The organism is Micromonospora sp. NPDC005686 (assembly GCF_042871665.1).
Taxonomy (GTDB): Bacteria; Actinomycetota; Actinomycetes; order Mycobacteriales; family Micromonosporaceae; genus Micromonospora.
This window is the reverse complement of the sequence record NZ_JBIAIY010000002.1, coordinates 149,753-166,413: the sequence shown is the minus strand read 5'-3', so window position 1 is coordinate 166,413 and position 16,661 is coordinate 149,753. Positions and strand designations below refer to the sequence as shown.

The 16,661-nt window shown below is 73.2% G+C and carries 18 protein-coding genes; 6 read left to right on the top strand and 12 right to left on the bottom strand.

The features are described 5' to 3' along the window. Window positions 1-176: 176 nt before the first annotated feature. Entirely contained in the window at window positions 177-614 is a 438-nt protein-coding gene (locus ACFYON_RS04795; protein ID WP_013283650.1) for an ATP-binding protein, read from the bottom strand. Beyond that, window positions 614-964 carry an STAS domain-containing protein gene (locus ACFYON_RS04790; protein ID WP_354867925.1) on the bottom strand — a complete coding sequence of 117 codons (351 nt, stop codon included), beginning with the start codon at window positions 962-964 and terminating at the stop codon, window positions 614-616. Before ACFYON_RS04790 ends, ACFYON_RS04795 begins: the two co-directional genes overlap by 1 nt. 132 nt (window positions 965-1,096) lie before the next feature. On the opposite strand from ACFYON_RS04790, the gene ACFYON_RS04785 reads away from it, so the two are divergent. From ACFYON_RS04785 to ACFYON_RS04775, 3 genes are all read left to right on the top strand, one after another. Further along, window positions 1,097-3,583, top strand: coding sequence for a DEAD/DEAH box helicase (locus ACFYON_RS04785; RefSeq protein ID WP_387188840.1), 2,487 nt, complete (start codon window positions 1,097-1,099; stop codon window positions 3,581-3,583). A gap of 235 nt (window positions 3,584-3,818) precedes the next feature. Continuing rightward, entirely contained in the window at window positions 3,819-4,025 is a 207-nt protein-coding gene (locus ACFYON_RS04780; RefSeq protein WP_354867920.1) for a hypothetical protein, read from the top strand. 268 nt (window positions 4,026-4,293) lie between these two features. Further along, complete coding sequence (locus ACFYON_RS04775; RefSeq protein ID WP_387188841.1) at window positions 4,294-4,872, top strand: hypothetical protein; 579 nt, start codon at window positions 4,294-4,296, stop codon at window positions 4,870-4,872. A gap of 47 nt (window positions 4,873-4,919) precedes the next feature. On the opposite strand, the gene ACFYON_RS04770 is transcribed toward ACFYON_RS04775, so the two are convergent. The 9 genes from ACFYON_RS04770 to ACFYON_RS04730 all read right to left on the bottom strand — a co-directional run bounded on the left by ACFYON_RS04770 (window position 4,920) and on the right by ACFYON_RS04730 (window position 11,681). After that, complete coding sequence (locus ACFYON_RS04770) at window positions 4,920-5,384, bottom strand: Rv3654c family TadE-like protein (protein WP_387188842.1); 465 nt, start codon at window positions 5,382-5,384, stop codon at window positions 4,920-4,922. Beyond that, window positions 5,381-5,752 carry a TadE family type IV pilus minor pilin gene (locus ACFYON_RS04765; protein WP_387188843.1) on the bottom strand — a complete coding sequence of 124 codons (372 nt, stop codon included), beginning with the start codon at window positions 5,750-5,752 and terminating at the stop codon, window positions 5,381-5,383. Before ACFYON_RS04765 ends, ACFYON_RS04770 begins: the two co-directional genes overlap by 4 nt. 110 nt (window positions 5,753-5,862) lie before the next feature. Next, a complete protein-coding gene (locus ACFYON_RS04760; protein ID WP_013283643.1) occupies window positions 5,863-6,030 on the bottom strand; it encodes a DUF4244 domain-containing protein in 168 nt (55 codons plus the stop codon). A gap of 23 nt (window positions 6,031-6,053) precedes the next feature. Then, window positions 6,054-6,782, bottom strand: coding sequence for a type II secretion system F family protein (locus tag ACFYON_RS04755; RefSeq protein WP_387188844.1), 729 nt, complete (start codon window positions 6,780-6,782; stop codon window positions 6,054-6,056). Then, on the bottom strand, window positions 6,782-7,681 hold the full coding sequence (locus tag ACFYON_RS04750) for a hypothetical protein (RefSeq protein WP_387256846.1): 900 nt from the start codon (window positions 7,679-7,681) through the stop codon (window positions 6,782-6,784). The genes ACFYON_RS04755 and ACFYON_RS04750 overlap by 1 nt, the downstream gene beginning before the upstream one ends. Continuing rightward, a complete protein-coding gene (locus ACFYON_RS04745) occupies window positions 7,678-8,889 on the bottom strand; it encodes a TadA family conjugal transfer-associated ATPase (protein WP_354867905.1) in 1,212 nt (403 codons plus the stop codon). The genes ACFYON_RS04750 and ACFYON_RS04745 overlap by 4 nt, the downstream gene beginning before the upstream one ends. Then, entirely contained in the window at window positions 8,886-9,989 is a 1,104-nt protein-coding gene (gene ssd / locus ACFYON_RS04740; protein ID WP_354867902.1) for a septum site-determining protein Ssd, read from the bottom strand. Before ssd ends, ACFYON_RS04745 begins: the two co-directional genes overlap by 4 nt. Window positions 9,990-10,446: 457 nt before the next feature. Next, window positions 10,447-11,373 (bottom strand): IS3 family transposase, encoded by a 927-nt coding sequence (locus ACFYON_RS04735; protein ID WP_387188847.1) that lies wholly within the window; start codon window positions 11,371-11,373, stop codon window positions 10,447-10,449. Next, window positions 11,370-11,681: a transposase gene (locus ACFYON_RS04730; RefSeq protein ID WP_067308719.1), complete on the bottom strand. Its 312-nt coding sequence runs from the start codon at window positions 11,679-11,681 to the stop codon at window positions 11,370-11,372. Before ACFYON_RS04730 ends, ACFYON_RS04735 begins: the two co-directional genes overlap by 4 nt. A 537-nt stretch (window positions 11,682-12,218) precedes the next feature. Here ACFYON_RS04730 and ACFYON_RS04725 point away from each other — a divergent pair. Together ACFYON_RS04725 and ACFYON_RS04720 are read left to right on the top strand one after the other, a co-directional pair. After that, window positions 12,219-12,467: a tyrosine-type recombinase/integrase gene (locus ACFYON_RS04725; RefSeq protein WP_354867894.1), complete on the top strand. Its 249-nt coding sequence runs from the start codon at window positions 12,219-12,221 to the stop codon at window positions 12,465-12,467. A gap of 333 nt (window positions 12,468-12,800) precedes the next feature. Next, window positions 12,801-13,607 (top strand): HAD-IB family hydrolase, encoded by an 807-nt coding sequence (locus tag ACFYON_RS04720; protein WP_354867891.1) that lies wholly within the window; start codon window positions 12,801-12,803, stop codon window positions 13,605-13,607. A 13-nt stretch (window positions 13,608-13,620) separates the two neighbouring features. On the opposite strand, the gene ACFYON_RS04715 is transcribed toward ACFYON_RS04720, so the two are convergent. Beyond that, on the bottom strand, window positions 13,621-14,367 hold the full coding sequence (locus tag ACFYON_RS04715) for an oxidoreductase (protein ID WP_354867888.1): 747 nt from the start codon (window positions 14,365-14,367) through the stop codon (window positions 13,621-13,623). A 190-nt stretch (window positions 14,368-14,557) separates the two neighbouring features. Here ACFYON_RS04715 and acs point away from each other — a divergent pair, with 190 nt between their 5' ends. After that, on the top strand, window positions 14,558-16,546 hold the full coding sequence (acs, locus tag ACFYON_RS04710; protein WP_354867886.1) for an acetate--CoA ligase: 1,989 nt from the start codon (window positions 14,558-14,560) through the stop codon (window positions 16,544-16,546). The last annotated feature ends 115 nt before the right edge of the window (window positions 16,547-16,661 follow it).

Below are 16,661 nucleotides of genomic sequence, written 5' to 3'. Positions count from 1 at the left end.
CTTGCTGACAACCCGCGTACTGTAGCCCTCCGGCGTGGCGAGGGTCACAGGCAGGGGGCACCGTGTCTCGATGATCTTCGTAACTGTGTTATGTGAAAAAATCTGATATATGGCGCGACCAATACGACCAGGCCGCGCTCCCCTGAAGGGAACGCGGCCTGCGTGTGCGAAACGGGTCAGGCGCGGCCGGCCGGCCAGGACATCCGCACCTCGGTGCCGACACCGTCGTCGACCGGGCGGACCTGGAGATCCTCCACGAAACCGGCGAGCAGCGCGAAGCCCACGCCGGTGGTCAGCGCGTCCTCGCTGAGCGACTCCTTCGCCAGCTCGTCCGGGCCGAGCGCGGCCAGGCCGAGACCCGCCTCGATCGGGGCCCGGTCCACCACCCGGACCGTGTAGCCGCCGCCGTCGGACATCTCCACGTACACCGGGTCGGCCAGGCCGTACTGCCGGTGCAGCGCGACCGCCCGCGTGCACGCCTCACCGATGGCCAGGCGCACCTCGTCCAGCAGGTCCTCGCGTACGCCGGCCCGCCGGGCCACCGCGACGCCGACGAGGCGGGCGGTACGCACGTGCACCGGGGCCGGAGAGAAGGACAGCTTGACGGTGGCCATCACGCGCCGGTGGAGTCGGCGGCGATGGCCGCGTCGACCGTCGGATGCAGCGGGAAGACCTGGTCCAGGGCGGTGATCCGGAAGATCTTGAGCAGCGGCTCCTTGTCGCAGACCAGCGCGAAGGAACCCCCGGCCGAGCGCAGCCGCTTGAGCGCGCCGACGAGCACACCCAGCCCGGTCGAGTCGAGGAAGTCCACCCGGCCGAGGTCGACCACCACGTGGTGGGCCCCGCCGTCGATCAGCTCCAGAAGCCGTTCCCGTAGGCGGGGGGCGGTGTAGACATCCACCTCACCGCCGACCTCGAGCACCGTGTGCTCACCCACGGCACGGGTCGCCAGCGACAGCTCCATCGGCCCCTCCTCGGTAAACTCTCCAGGGCATCTAACCATCTCCCCGTGCGACCCCTCGGGTCACCGCCAGGGCTCTCCCCTTACCCCACCCTGCGGTTCCCAATTCCGAACACCAGTGCGAGAGTGCAGGACGTGACCGACCACAGCCCCGGCCCGCGACGTGCTCCGGGCGAGCTGCTGCACCGGCTGCGGCTGCGTCACGCCACCGACCCGGTCACCCACGTCGAACGCGTCCCGGCCCGCGCCGGCGAGCCCGTCGCGTGGCCCGGCTGGGCACCGGAGGAACTGCGGGCGGCGTTCGCGCGACGCGGCGTCACCGCCCCCTGGCGGCACCAGGCCGAGGCCGCCGAGCTGGCGTACGCGGGACAGCACGTGGTCGTCGCCACCGGCACGGCGTCCGGCAAATCCCTGGCGTACCAGTTACCCGCGCTGAGCACGCTGCTCGCCGACCCGCGCGCCACCGTGCTCTACCTGGCGCCGACCAAGGCGCTCGCCGCCGACCAGCTCCGCGCCGTCGCCGCTCTCGAACTCGACGGGGTACGCCCCGCCACCTACGACGGAGACACGCCGCGCGCCGAGCGGGAGTGGATCCGCCGGCACTCCCGGTTCGTGCTGACCAACCCGGACATGCTGCACCACGGCATCCTGCCCGGGCACGCCCACTGGTCCGGGTTCCTGCGCCGCCTCGCGTACGTGGTCGTCGACGAGTGCCACACCTACCGGGGCGTCTTCGGCTCACACGTCGCGCACGTCCTGCGGCGGCTGCGCCGGCAGTGCGCCCGCTTCGGGCGTACCCCCGTCTTCCTGCTGGCGTCGGCCACGTCGGGTGACCCGGCGACGGCGGCCGGGCGGCTCACCGGCCTGCCCGTCACCGCCGTCACCGAGGACACCTCGCCGCGCGGCGGAGTGACGTTCGCGCTCTGGGAACCGCCACTGCTGCCTCCCGCCGACTCGGCTCCCGGCGCCGACCTCGTCCAGGTCCGGCGCTCCGCACTGCGCGAGACCGCCGACCTGCTCGCCGACAGCGTGGTCGAGGGGGTACGCACGCTCGCGTTCGTGCGGTCCCGCCGGGGCGCCGAGGTGGTCGCCGCGAACACCCGGCGGGCGCTCGACGAGGCGGTGCCCGGGCTGGGCGACCGGGTGGCCGCCTACCGGGCCGGCTACCTGCGCGAGGAACGCCGCGAGCTGGAACGGGCGCTGCTGCACGGCGACCTGCTCGGGCTCGCCTCCACCAACGCGCTCGAACTCGGCGTCGACCTGGTCGGGCTGGACGCGGTGCTGATCTGCGGCTGGCCCGGCACCCGCGCGTCGCTGTGGCAGCAGGCCGGGCGGGCCGGGCGCTCCGGCGACGAGGCGCTCGCCGTGCTGGTGGCCCGGGACGACCCGCTCGACACCTACCTGGTGCACCACCCGGAGGCGCTGTTCGGGCGGCCGGTCGAGGCGACTGTGCTCGACCCGGCCAACCCGTACGTGCTCGCACCGCAGCTCGCCTGCGCCGCCCACGAGTCCCCGCTCACCCCGGCCGACCTGGATCTGTTCGGGGAGGGCGCCAAGGAGGCGGTGGACTCGCTGGTCGAGGCGGGGGCGCTGCGGCAGCGGCCCACCGGCTGGTACTGGCGGCACCGGGAACGCCCCGAGGTCGACCTGCGCGGCGAGGGCGGCGCACCGGTGTGCGTGGTGGAGGAGTCCACCGGCCGGCTGCTCGGCACCGTTGACGGCGGATCGGCGCACTTCCTGCTGCACACCGGCGCTGTCTACCTGCACCAGGGCGTCTCGTACGTGGTCGACTCGCTCGACCTGGCCGACGGGTGCGCGCTCGTGCACGCCGAGGAGCCGGACTGGTCCACCCACGCCCGCGACGTCACCTCGCTGTCTGTGGTGTCGGTCCGCTCGTACGTGGACGCCGGACCGGTCGGCCTGTTCCTCGGCGAGGTGGACGTGACCAGCCAGGTGGTGTCGTACCAGCGGCGGCGCATCGCCACCGGCGAGGTGATCGACACCCGCCCGCTGGACCTGCCGGCCCGCGAACTGCGCACCGTCGCGGTGTGGTTCACGCTGTCCCCCGAGTCGCTGACCGGCGCCGGTGTCGAGGCGCCGGACGTGCCGGGCGCGCTGCACGCCGCCGAGCACGCCGCCATCGGCCTGCTGCCGTTGATGGCGACCTGCGACAGGTGGGACATCGGCGGGCTGTCCACCGCCCTGCACCCGGACACCGAGGCGCCCACCGTCTTCGTCTACGACGGCCATCCCGGCGGCGCGGGTTTCGCCGAACGGGCGTACGGCACCGCCGCCGCGTGGCTGCGCGCCACCCGGGACGCGATCGCCGAATGCGGGTGCGAGACCGGGTGCCCGTCCTGCGTCCAGTCCCCGAAGTGCGGCAACGGCAACAACCCGCTGGCCAAGGCGGAGGCGGTGAAGGTCCTCGACGTGGTGCTGACCAACCTGGCCGCGGCCGGTCGCGCGGACGCGTTTGCCGGCCCGCACGCGGACGGCCCGGAGGTGGGCGGCCCGGAGGTGGGCGGCGGCCCGGGCTCGGAGGCGCGGCGCGGTGAGGCGCTGCCCCGGCAGGGCGACCGAGTGGCCCACCCGGCTCCGGCGACCGGCGGCACACCCGCCTGACCTCCTCGACCGCCGGCAGGTCGCGCCGCCGGATGGCTCGACCGGCCCGCCGGAGGGCTCGCCGGCCACGTCGGGAGGTTGCGGTATCGGGAGGCGCTGAGCCCACCCCTTCGCCGTACCGGTGTGGAAAAGGCATGAGCAGGGGGCGGTCAGGGCATTGATACATGGGAGCGCTTCCATGCATCATTTCCGGTAGCGCAGGTGACCCGAGACCCGTCCCGCCGGAGGTGCCGCCGTGGCCGACACGATCGCCGAGACCGTCGAACTGCTCTACACCATCGACCAGGAACACCTCACCCCCGACCAGCAGATAGCGCTGGGCACCGCGATGGCCACCCTCGCCCAGGCGGAGCGGCTGGAGCAGATTAACGAGCGTCTGCGCGGCATCCATCAGGTGCTGAACACCTGGGCGATGAAGGCCACCCTCGACGGCGGTCGCTGACCTTGCGCCTCGCCCGGACGCGCCCGTCGCGGCGTGCCGGTCACCGTGCGCCCCGCCCGGCGCTGCGTGCTGGACCGCGGTGTGCTGGACTGCGGCGTGCTGACCGGCGCGGTGTGCTGGCCGGCGCGGTTCGCCGGCCATGGCGGCGTGTCGACCGTTGCTGGCCGTTCGGCATGCGGGAGGCGCTCGTCCAGGCAGCGGGATGCGGTCGGGCCAACGGCGTTGGGCCTGCTGTGCGAGACTCCGGCGACCCCTCGAAGGAGATCAGATGTCGCCCGATAATTTGCAGGCCCAGCAGCGGTTCATCATCCGTCAGCGGATCCGGATGATGGTCAACCAGTACGAGGTGCACTCGGTGGCGCCCGACGGCTCCGAAGGAGGGCTGCTCGCGTTCGCGCAGCAGAAGCGGCTCGCCTTCAAGGAGCAGGTGACCATCTACACCGATGACACCAAGCAGTACCCCCTTCTCGGTTTCAAGGCCCGTCAGCGGCTCGACCTCGGCGCCACCTACGACGTGACGGACCACGCGGGCAACCCCATCGGGCTGTTCCGCAAGGACTTCGCCCAGTCACTGCTGCGCTCGACGTGGCACGTCGAGCAGCCCGGGCTGCCGCCCGCCACCGGGCAGGAGCGCAGCATGCCGGTGGCGCTGCTGCGCCGGTTCGTCGACTCGCTCTCCTGGCTGCCGTACCACTTCGATTTCGTGACCGGCGGACAGCCGGTGTTCTCGGTCGACCGGAAGTGGGGCCTGCGGGACCGGTACTCCGTGGAGATCCAGCACCCGCAGATCGACCGTCGACTGGTCATCGCCATGGCGGTCGGACTGGACGCCCTGCAGTCCCGCTGACCTGCGGCCCCCGGCTGGCTCCCGGTTCCGGCACTGGCGTCCACCCGTCAGGACCGGGCCGGGCCGGCCCGGGACGTCGCGGTGGCGTCCCGGGTCAGTCCCGGCAGCGGTGCGACACGTACCCGCGCCGTGACGATCAGGTCCAGTCCGTCCACCCGGCACCCGGTCATCCGGCCACCGTTTGCCGAGACCAGGTCGGCGGCACGACCGCAGGCGGCGCCGGTTCCGTCGAGCACCTGCGCGGCACCGGCCAGCGCCCCGAAGTCCGCCGCGTTGCGGGCCTGATGCCGCGCGCACCGGGCCGCCCCGAGCGCGGCACCGAACACCCCGACCAACACGAACACGAGCCCTACCGCGAGCAGGCATACGGTGGCGCCGCCCCGGTCCGCCGAGGACCTACCGCCGGCGGACTGCCCGCGTTCCCCGCTCTTCCATGGACCGCCCGTGATCGGCGGTCTTCCTGCGGCGGGCCGGCGGGACGACGAGTCAGCCGGGAATCCTTCAGCTCTCACGGCACCGGTGCACCGGGTTCCACGGCGGCCACCGCCTCCCCCGACACGACCAGGCGAGGCAGCCGCGTCCCGAAGGTCCGGACCGGCGCCCGGACCGTCGCCGTCACCCGATCACCGGCGACCGTCACGGCCACCTGGGCGCCGTCCGGGGCGTACCGGCTTCCGGCGACCGCGCCGGACTCACCCCGGGCCGCGGCGACAGCCGCCTCCCGGGCGGCGTCGACACACGCGAGCCGGGTGCCCACCGCGTTCACGGAGGTCAGACCGGCGACGAGGAGCAGCATGAGCGCCGGCAGGCCGGCCGCGAACTCGGCGGTGAAGGAGCCCCGCTCGCACGCGATCGACGAGCGCCACCGCCGCCACGCCACCCCGGCCCGGCCGCTGCCGGCGTCCCGGAGCGGGCCGGGCCCGGTTGATACGCCCAGCGGGACCGCTGAGGTCAGCCACCGACCACGACGGCCGGCCCGCCGGCGCCCGATCACTTCAGGGCCCGGTCGATGACGGCGGTCAGCGCGGACTGCACGTTTCCGGAGGTGAGCACCTTCAGCAGGATCCCGGCGAAGGCGACCGCGGCGAGGGTGCCCACCGCGTACTCGGCGGTGTTCATGCCGGCGTCACCCCGCAGGCGGGTGAGGAGCTTGCGCATGTCGTACGTCCCTTCTCGATGGTTCACAGCACGTCGCCGAGGACGGCGGCGATCACCGGCACCAGACCGGCGAGAATGAAGGCGGGCAGGAAGCACAGCCCGAGCGGCAGCACGATGAGCACGCCCGCCCGGCGGGCCGCCGCCTCGGCCGCTGTCGACCGTTCGGCACGCAGGTCGTCGGCCAGCCGGGTCAGCGCGCGAGCCAGTGCGGCGCCGCTGTTCGACGAGCGGACCGCCGCCGCGACCACGGGTTCGGCCCCGGTGACGCCGCTCAGGTGCGCCCACGCCTCGCCGGGGTCGCCACCGAGCTGCAGCGTGCGGCCGACCCGGCCGAGCCGGTCCGCGAGCGGTCCACCGAGCGCCTCGGCGACGGCGAGCACCGAGCGGTCGACCGGTGCGCCCGCCCGCAGCGCGGCCGCCAGCAGATCCGCGGCCAGTGGCAGGTCGACTGCCTCGCGCAGTCGCCGTTCCCGGGCGGCGCGCGGCTCGATCCGGCGCAGCAGACGGTCGGCGGCGACACCGGCCGGCAGCCCGAGGAACACGCCCGTCACGCCGCCGACCACGACCGCCACGGCGATCCCGGCCAGCGCTGCGCCGAGGCGTACCCGATCCGGCCACCACGCCGGGCGGGCCGGCGTCGTCGCCGGGGCGAGCCGGCGCAGCCGCCGCGCCGGACGGACCACCGGACCGGCGACGACCAGCAGCGATGCGGCGCCGCCCAGGCAGGCGGCGGCCAGCACCTGCCGTGCCATCAGGCGGCCCGTCCGGGCGCGACGCCGAGCCGCTCGGCCCACAGCAACCCGACGACCTGCAACACGACCGCCGCGACCGCGCTTCCGGCGCCCACCGGCGTGTGCAGGAGCACTGCCACCGGGTCCACCCCGATGCCGTAGCCGAGACCGATCCCGCCGAGCGGCAACGCGGCCAGCAGCCAGGCGGTCGCCCGCGCCCCGGCGGCCTGGGCGGCGGCAGCCGCAAGGCCCCGATCGGCGGCGCGGGCGTCGGCCTCGATCCGTTCCAGCAGATCGGCCAGCGGCGCACCGGTCCGGTCAGCCAGCCTGCCCGCGGCGCGGGCCAGCCGCGCGACGCGTCCCGGGCCGTCGTCGACAGCGCCGTCGGCAGGTAGCCCGGCCCGCAGGTCGGCGGCGACGGCGGCCAGCCGGTCGAGATCGCGGCGGTGCGCGAGGGCGGCCGCCCGGTTGGTACGCCGGCGCAGCACCGCCCGGGCCGCGAGCACGCCATAGGTGGCGAGCACCAGGGCGGCCACCGGGCCGCCGAGCAGCGCCCCGGTCACGGCGCCACACAGTGCCGCAGCGGGCAGCAGGCGTCCGGCGGAAGACCCGGGGGCGGCGGCCCACCGCCGGATCCGGCGGGCCAGTGCGGAAGGTGACACCGAAACGTGGCGCCCGGCACCGGGTCGAGTCCGCTCCCGGTCGCGGCCGGGCGGACCGGCGGACGCCTTCGGCCTGGAGTCGAGTGGACGTCGTGGTGGGTCCGGCGGGGCGGAACGCGCTCCCTCCGCCCGCTCCACCGGGATGCCCGGCTCACCCAGCACCGCCAGCCTCCGGGCCCGACCGGCACGTACCGGCCAGGCGACGGCGACCGCCGCGGCGACCAGGAGCAGGACCGCCGGCCAGAGGTGGCCGGTCACGACGGTTCCGCCGGGGTGGGCCACGCGGCCTGGAGGATCGGCGGCACCGGCGCTCCCCGCTCCCGCACCAGGTCGGCGAGCGCCCGGGCCGCCGGACCGAGACCCCGGCCGCGTACCCAGGCCGGGACCACGGTCACCACCCGGTCGGGCCCTTCGGGCAACAGCAGGCCGATGGAGTCCAGCACGCGTCCCTCGCCGGTGCGGCGGAGCTGGAGGACGACCTGCAACGCGGCGGCGACCTGGGCGTGCAACGCGAGCCGGGGCAGGCCGCCGAGCATCCCGAGCGCCTCCAGCCGGGCCGGAACGTCGGCAGGGGTGTTCGCGTGCAGCGTTCCCGCCCCGCCGTCGTGGCCGGTGTTCAACGCGGCGAGCAGGTCGACCACCTCGGCGCCCCGGCACTCGCCCACGACCAGCCGGTCCGGCCGCATCCGCAGCGCCTGCCGTACCAGGTCGCCGAGCCCGACGGCACCGGCGCCCTCGACGTTCGCCGTCCGCGCCTGCAACCCGATCACGTGCGGGTGCACCGGGCGCAACTCGGCGGCGTCCTCCACGAGCACGATCCGCTCGGTGCCGGGCACCAGCCCGAGCAACGTGTTGAGCAGCGTGGTCTTGCCGGAGCCGGTGCCGCCACTGACCAGGTACGCGAGGCGGGCCGCCACGAGGGCGGCGAGCAGCGGGGCGACCGGCCGGGGCACGGTGCCCCGCTCGACCAGTTCGTCGAGTGTGAACGGCCGCTGCCGGAAGGTACGCAGCGACAGGTAGGGCCCGTCGGTCGCCACCGGAGGCAGCACCGCGTGCAGCCGGGTGCCGTCGGGCAGCCGCGCGTCCGCGTACGGGGAGGCGTCGTCCAGCCGCCGCCCGGCCGCCGACGTGAGGCGCTGCGCCAGGCGGCGTACGTCGTCGAGCGTGCCCAGTGGCACGGCGACCTGATGCAGCCCTCGCCCTCTGTCGACCCAGACGCGGACCCCGTTCACCAGCACGTCGGTGACCTGCGGATCGGCGAGCAGCGGCGCCAGTGGGCCGGCGCCGACCAGGTCGTCGTGCACCCGGTCGGCGATCCGCAGCAGCGTGGTGTCACCGAGCACCGCCGCCGCCGGTTCGGCGCGTACCGCGGAGACGATCGCCGCCGGCGTGACCGGGGTGGCCTCGGCGGCGAACCGGTGCCGGACCCGGGCGGCCAGTTCCCCCGGGTCAGCCGGCGTGGTCACGCCGCACCAGCGGCCGACGAGCCGGCCATCTCGTCCACGAGCCGCTGGCAGAGCGCGGCGAGCGGCCCCTTCCCGCTCGCGCCCGGCGCCTCGCCCCGTTCCAGCCCACGGCACAGTCCCGGCTCGGGTCGCAGCGTGCCGGCGAGCGGCAGGCCCAGCGCCCGGGACACCTCGGCCGCGCGGAGCCGGCCGGGCGCCGGGCCGCGCACGATGACCGAGAGGTCGACGCAGTGCGGCGCGGCGACGGCGGCGACCCGGGCCGCCGCGGCCGCCGCCCGCAGCTCGGCCGGTACGACGAGAAGTGCGCGGTCGGCGGCCTGGAGCGCGATCACCGCCGCGTCGTCGAGGTGCCGGGGTAGATCGAGCACGACCAGATCCCGCCCTCGCCGTCCGGCGTCGACTGTCGCGGCCATCGCCTCCGCCGGCAGGTGCCGCAGGTCGCCCCGGTCCCAGGAGAGCACCACCAGGTCGCCTCGGCTGGGCAGCGCGCGGATCAGCGACGGCGGGTCGACGCGCCCGTCCGTGCCGGCCAGCTCGGGCCAGCGCAACCCGTCGAGCTGCTCCCACCCGAGCACCAGGTCGAGACCGCCGCCGAGCGGGTCGGCGTCGACCAGCAGCGTGCGCAGCCGGGACCGGGCCGCGGTGACGGCGAGCCCGCCGGCCAGCACGCTGGCCCCGGCGCCGCCCCGCCCGCCGAGCACCGCCACCACCCGCCCCGACGCCGGTCCCGCCGGGCCGGCCCCGCATTCGGCGAACCGGTCGATCAGCCAGGGCTCGGCGGCCGGCAGCGTCGCGACGTGCTCCGCGCCGATCAGCTCGGCCAACTCCGTACCCGGATCGAGCTGGCCGGAGCGACCGACCAGGACCGTGCGGGGACGGCGGGGAAGGCGGGCCCGCAGGCAGGCCGCCGCCTGGTCGGCGCCGACCAGCACCAGCGGCGCCGGCGCCCAGCGGGCCCGGGCGGCCGCCGGATCGGCGGCCAGCTCGACCTCGGTGCCACCGGCCGCCGCGAGCCGCAGCAGCTCGTCGAGAAGGTCGCCGTCGGAGGTGACGAGCAGAGGCAGGCGACGGTACGGCGGGAGAGGGGTGCGCGGCGGCATGGCGGCCTCCATCGGTCGGACTCGGACGTCCCCGGTAGCCTGCCGAGCCGACGAGGCGAGCGAGGGGGATGACCGCTCGCCTGTGGACGACGAAGTGTGATGTGGACAGACCTCGGCGGAGTAGTGGATCTGCTATGTGCCGCGAGGGCGGAGCACTGAGCGCACGGTCAGCCACTGACTACGGGGATCGAGTACGGCGACTTCCTGGGCCAGCTGCACCAGGTCCCGCCGAGCGCCGAACTCGCCGCTGTCCTGCCGGTGGAGACCTACCGGTCGACCGCGGGCGAGCGGCTGCGAACGCTCGGGGAACTACGTGCAGGCAACCCCTCTCCCGCGCCGCCCGCCTTCGTCGCCGCCTATGAGGCAGCCTTGGCTGACAACAGGAAATCTACGAGCAGATCGACCGCGAGGAGCGTGAGAGGCGGGATGAGTTCCCCCCGCTTTGATGGAGCGGTGGTTACCTGCTGCCGGCTGGTGCAGGGGTGGCGATAGGTGGCTCGGCTGGCTCGGTTCGGTGGCTGTGCCAGGCGGTCTCGTACTCGTTTGGGCTGAGGTAGCCCAGTTCCTTCTGGATGCGGCGGGTGTTGTACCAGCCGTCGATGTAGGCGAAGATCGCGTTCTCGGCCTCATCCCGGGTCCGCCAGCTCGTGCGGTAGACGAGTTCGATCTTCAACGTCGACCAGAAGTTCTCCATCAGGGCGTTGTCGTAGCTGTCGCCGACGGATCCCATCGAGGGCAGGATCCCGTTGTCCTGCAAGCGTTCCGCGAAGCAAAACGACGTGTAGTTCGATCCCCTGTCCGAGTGGTGGATCAACTGGCCGTCGCGGACATCACGCGACCAGATGCCGTATTCGAGGGCGGCGAGGATCAGGTCGGTGTCGCAGCGGTCGGAGGTCTTCCAGCCGACGATCCGGCGGGAGAACACGTCGCGGACCGCAGCCAACCAGAACACGCCCTCACCGCAGGGGATGCGGGTGGCGTCGGCGACCCAGAGCCGGTTCGGCCCGTCGGCGGTGAACGGCCGGTTGACCAGATCCGGTGCCGGTGTGTGCCGTGGATCCTGCTTCGTGGAGCCGCCGCGCCAGCCTCGACGCAGGAACGCCCCCTGCCAGCCCTGCTGCGCCATCAACCGCTCGATCCGCTTACGGCCCACGTAGATGCCGTCACGGCGTAGCTGCCGGTGGACCCGGTCCGCGCCGTAGGTGCGCCCCGATGTCTCCCAGATCTCGTGGATGTTGGAGACCAGACCCAGGTCGACCACGTCACGGTCGCAGGGCTGCTCGACCTGCTTCACCCACGCGTAGTAGGTCGAAGCACCGATGTTCAGGACCCGTAGCAGGAGCGCGACCGCGAACTGGTCACGGTGTTCGTGGATGAACCTCATGACCGTCGCCGGGTCGGGTCGAGCTCCGCCGCGAAATACGCGCTCGCAGCCTTCAGAATCTCGTTCGCCCGCCGCAACTCGGTGACTTCCCTGCGCAGCCGGCGGTTCTCCTCCGCCATCTCGCTGGTCGGCCGGTCGTGACGCTCGTCGGCGTCGGCCTCAGCCTGACGGATCCAGTTCCTGAGCGCCTCGTGATGCACACCAAGCTGCTCGGCCAGGCGCCGGATCACCGGCTTCGGATCCGACTCGCGGTACAAACGCACAGCGCGCTGACGTAGCTCATCGGGGTACTTCTTCGGTGCTGCCACGGACAACTTCCTCCCCACGGCCATCAGACCATGATCAAGAAGCTCCATGAAAGCGGGGGTAGCTCAAGAGGCGCCCAGATGACCAACCAGACAACGAGGGTCACCACCGGATGTTTCCAGCCGGTCAACAGCGCGGACAGCAGACCACCGATGACTGCGCCAAGGATGGTGGCCGCTACTCTCCGCCGACGATCCATGGCCCTGGCATTCCCAGATCCCGATCGAGCTAATCCCCGCCAGCGAATCGAGAGCGTTCCTCCTGGCCGCGCTCCGCGAGCTGCACAACGCCGCCGACGATCCGGACCCGCGAGTCCTGGTCTTCCGCGACCGGGTCGGCCGGCCGCTGCGCCGATCGAACTTCCGGCGCCGGGTGTGGCTGCCGTCGCTGGTCCGCGCCGGGCTGCTCGGGCAGGTCGTCAACACCGGCCCGCACCGGTACCGCGCGACCTGGCCGGACCGGGAGGGCATCGAGTGGTCGGCCGAGTTCACCACCAAGCGGGAGGCTGTCGCCTGCGTGCGGGCAAGGCGTCCGGCGGGATGCGGTTCCACGATCTGCGGCACGCCTACGCCACCTGGCTGGTCACCGACGGCGTTCCGATCAACCTGGTGCAGCGGGTGATGGGCCACGAACAGGCGTCGACGACGCTCAACCGCTACACCCACACCCCGGACGACTACGCCGCCCGCGTCCTGGAGGCGTTCAACGGCTCTGCTGCCTCTCTGCTGCCTCCGACCGGAGAAACGCCCTCGGGGAGCCTGCTCGACGGGGAAGGAGATGACCTGTGATCTGCGGCGGAGCGCTCACGGTGCAAAGGGACGACCCCCGTCGGGGGGAGACGGGGGTCGTCTGTGGTTCGGCTCCGGGGGGGTCGAGCCGAACCGACTCAGCGGTTACGGGGGGTGCAACCGCCGAGGGCCGAGCGGCGCCGGGTATGCGAACTCCCGTCGCGAGCATAAGCATGCCGCAGTCGACCCTTATACGTCGAGTGTTGTTCACTCCACGCAAAGCTAAATTCATCGATAACTACCTGTGACCGCCATCACTCCTCCGGGTGCTCATCAGCTTTCGCCACCCGGGCGGACGCCCGGACGTCGCCCGTCGGGCTAGACTTTCGCGCCGTGGGCCGTAGCGCCGCTTTCTTCGATCTCGACAAGACCGTCATCGCCAAGTCGAGCGCACTGGCGTTCGGTCGGCCGTTCTACCGGGACGGGCTGATCACCCGGCGTGACGTGGTCAAGTCGGCGTACGCGCAGTTGATGTTCCGGCTGGGCGGCACCGACGAGCAGACCATGGCCCGCACCCGGGACTACCTGGCCACGCTCTGCAAGGGCTGGCCGGTGGAACAGGTCCGCCAGATCGTCGCGGAGACGCTGCACGAGCTGATCAACCCCTATGTGTACGCCGAGGCGGCCGCTCTGATCGAGGAGCACCAGGCCGCCGGGCGGGACGTGGTGCTGGTCTCCGCGTCGGGCGACGAGATGGTCCGGCCGATCGGTGAGCTGCTCGGGATCACCGATGTGATCGCCACCCGCATGGGCGTGGTGGACGGCCGTTACAGCGGCGAGGTCGAGTTCTACGCGGCCGGTCCGAGCAAGGTCGAGGCGGTGAGCGAACTGGCTCTGGAGCGCGACTACGACCTGGCCGACTCGTACGCGTACTCCGACTCGTACTCCGATCGCCCGTTGCTGGAGTGCGTGGGGCATCCGACGGTGGTCAACCCGGACCGGGCGCTGCGCAAGCTGGCGGTGGAGAACTCGTGGCCGGTGCTGGAGTTCCGGCACCCGATCCCGCTGGGCCGCCGGCTGCGCGAACGGCCTGCGGTGCCGGTCGCGGCGGCGGCACTGGGCGTGGGCGTCGGGGTGGCCATCGGCATCGCCTGGTACGGCCGGCACCGCCGCACCCGCACCGCCGCACCCATCGCCTGACACCCGCGCCCTCTCAGGACGCGGCGAGGATCTCGTCGCCGATCAGCGTGATCTGGTCGGCGCCGACCTCCACCGCGCTCATGTAGTGCCGCAGCCAGGAGCGCAGGCCGTCGGGCGTGCCGGTGGCGAACGCGCCGGCCGCGCCGACGTACTCCGGTTCGCGCTCGCGGTGACCGACGTCCACCGCGACCAGCCCGCGGGGGTCGAACCCGGTGGAGATCAGCACCAGCCGGGCGGCGGCGCGGGCCACCACGCCGGACGGGCCGGGGAACGGGCGCAGGTTCAGCAGCTCGCCGTGTACGACGGCGGCCAGCACCAGCGGTGGCACCTTCGTGCCGCCTGCGGCCAGGGCGGCCAGGCCGTCGAGACGGGCCGCGACCACGGGGTCGGCGACGGGCCGTCCCAGTTCCTCCTCGGTGACCACGTCGCGGGCGGCGAGCACGTGCAGCCGGGCGAGCACCTGCCGGGGCGCCTTGGGCCAGAGGTCGCTCAGCCCGGGCAGCGCCCCGGCGACCCGCAGCGCGCCCTGGAGCACCGGGTCGGTGACGGTGCCGGCGCGTACCTCCTCGCGGTCGTGGACGCGGCCCTCCAGCGCGGCGCTGGCCACGGCGGAGCGGAGGCTGACCTCGGCGGCGACCTGGCCGCCCTGGCGGCGCAGCGCGCGGTGCCGGTGGGCCAGGTCGACCCGCTCGCGGGCCTGCTCGACGGCGGAGGCGACGTCGGCGAGCGCGAGCAGCGGGGCGAGCGGATCGGTGGTCACCCCGTCACGCTAGCGACCGCTGGGCTCCACCCATGCCCGGGGTTGTCAATAAGGGCCCTTCCTTACACCTCGGCGCGAGGGGAGGGCCGCTGGGCGCGCGGTGGAGGACCGGACGGTCGCGGGCGCGGTACGCCGGGGCTAACCTTCCCCGCATCAGGAGACGCAGGTCACGCGACGAAGGAGTCACCGCATGAGCGAGGCATTGGCCAATCTGCTGAACGAGACGCGCCAGTTCCCGCCGCCTGCTGAACTCGCCGCGAACGCCAACGTGACCGCCGAGGCGTACGAGGAGGCGGCCGGCGACCGGCTGGCCTTCTGGGAGCGCCAGGCCGGCCGGCTGGCCTGGGCCCAGCCGTGGGAGCAGGTGCTCGACTGGTCGAACGCCCCGTTCGCGAAGTGGTTCACCGGGGGCCGGCTCAACGTGGCGTACAACTGCCTGGACCGGCACGTCGAGGCGGGCCTCGGGGACAAGGTGGCGATCCACTGGGAGGGCGAGCCCGGCGACACCCGCACCGTCACCTACGCCGACCTGCACCGGCTCACCTGCCAGGCGGCGAACGCGCTGACCGAGCTGGGCGTGACCGCCGGTGACCGGGTGGCGATCTACCTGCCGATGATCCCGGAGGCGGCGGTGGCGATGCTCGCCTGCGCCCGGATCGGCGCCACGCACAGCGTGGTGTTCGGCGGCTTCTCCGCCGACGCGCTGACCAACCGGATCCAGGACGCCAGCGCCAAGGTGGTGATCACCGCGGACGGCGGCTTCCGCCGGGGCAAGCCGTCGGCGCTCAAGCCGACGGTGGACGAGGCGGTGGCGAACTGCCCGTCGGTGGAGCACGTGCTGGTGGTCCGGCGTACCGGTGAGGAGGTCGCCTGGTCGGCGAAGGACCACTGGTGGCACGAGACGGTGGAGACCGCCTCCCCGGAGCACGAGGCGCAGGCGTTCGACGCCGAGCACCCGCTGTTCATCCTCTACACCAGCGGCACGACCGCCCGCCCGAAGGGCATCCTGCACACCACCGGCGGCTACCTGACCCAGGCGTCGTACACCACGCACGCGGTGTTCGACCTGAAGCCGGAGACGGACGTCTACTGGTGCACCGCCGACATCGGCTGGGTGACCGGGCACTCCTACATCGTGTACGGCCCGCTCTCCAACGGCGCCACCCAGGTCATGTACGAGGGCACCCCGGACACCCCGCACAAGGGCCGGTTCTGGGAGGTCGTCGACAAGTACAAGGTGACCATCCTGTACACCGCGCCGACGCTGATCCGCACCATGATGAAGTGGGGCGAGGACATCCCGGCCGGGTACGACCTGTCGTCGCTGCGTCTGCTCGGCAGCGTCGGTGAGCCGATCAACCCGGAGGCGTGGATCTGGTACCGGCAGCACGTCGGCCGCGGTGAGCTGCCGGTGGTGGACACCTGGTGGCAGACCGAGACCGGCGCCATCATGATCTCGCCGCTGCCGGGCGTGACCGAGGCGAAGCCGGGCTCGGCGATGGGCCCGCTGCCCGGCATCGTCGCCGACGTGGTCGACGACCAGGGCCAGTCGGTGCCGAACGGCGGCGGCGGATACCTGGTGCTGAAGGAGCCGTGGCCGTCGATGCTGCGGACGATCTGGGGCGACGACAACCGGTTCCTGGAGACGTACTGGTCCCGGTTCGGCGCCGGCGCGAACACCGGCGACGAGTGGGTCTACTTCGCCGGTGACGGTGCGAAGAAGGACGACGACGGGCACATCTGGCTGCTCGGCCGGGTGGACGACGTGATGCTGGTGTCCGGCCACAACATCTCCACCACCGAGGTGGAGTCGGCGCTGGTCAGCCACCCGTCGGTGGCGGAGGCGGCGGTGGTCGGCGCGACCGACCCGACGACCGGCCAGGCGATCGTGGCGTTCGCCATCCCGCGCGGCAGCGCGGAGACCACGGGCGACGCGGGCGAGCGGCTCATCGCCGAGCTGCGCAACCACGTGGCGAAGACGCTCGGCCCGATCGCCAAGCCGCGGCAGATCATGCTGGTGGCGGAGCTGCCGAAAACCCGATCCGGGAAGATCATGCGCCGGCTGCTGCGGGACGTGGCGGAGAACCGGTCGCTCGGCGACGTGACCACACTCCAGGACTCCTCGGTGATGGAGCTGATCTCGTCGGGGATGAGCGGCGGGAAGTCCGACGAGGACTGACGTCGACGTACGAGGAGGGGCGGGCCGCGGGCGGTCCGCCCCTCCTCGCGTCCGCGATCCGCGCCGGTCGATCGGTTGACCCGTGACTGACCTGATCGGCCAGAGGGCCTTTTCA

Coding starts and splice junctions, on each gene's coding strand:
- ACFYON_RS04795 (WP_013283650.1), bottom strand. CDS start 614: ATGGCCACCGTCAAGCTGTCCTTCTCTCCGGCCCCGGTGCACGTGCGT.
- ACFYON_RS04790 (WP_354867925.1), bottom strand. CDS start 964: ATGGAGCTGTCGCTGGCGACCCGTGCCGTGGGTGAGCACACGGTGCTC.
- ACFYON_RS04775 (WP_387188841.1), top strand. CDS start 4,294: ATGTCGCCCGATAATTTGCAGGCCCAGCAGCGGTTCATCATCCGTCAG.
- ACFYON_RS04760 (WP_013283643.1), bottom strand. CDS start 6,030: ATGCGCAAGCTCCTCACCCGCCTGCGGGGTGACGCCGGCATGAACACC.
- ACFYON_RS04755 (WP_387188844.1), bottom strand. CDS start 6,782: ATGGCACGGCAGGTGCTGGCCGCCGCCTGCCTGGGCGGCGCCGCATCG.
- ssd (WP_354867902.1), bottom strand. CDS start 9,989: ATGCCGCCGCGCACCCCTCTCCCGCCGTACCGTCGCCTGCCTCTGCTC.
- ACFYON_RS04735 (WP_387188847.1), bottom strand. CDS start 11,373: ATGAGGTTCATCCACGAACACCGTGACCAGTTCGCGGTCGCGCTCCTG.
- ACFYON_RS04725 (WP_354867894.1), top strand. CDS start 12,219: ATGCGGTTCCACGATCTGCGGCACGCCTACGCCACCTGGCTGGTCACC.
- acs (WP_354867886.1), top strand. CDS start 14,558: ATGAGCGAGGCATTGGCCAATCTGCTGAACGAGACGCGCCAGTTCCCG.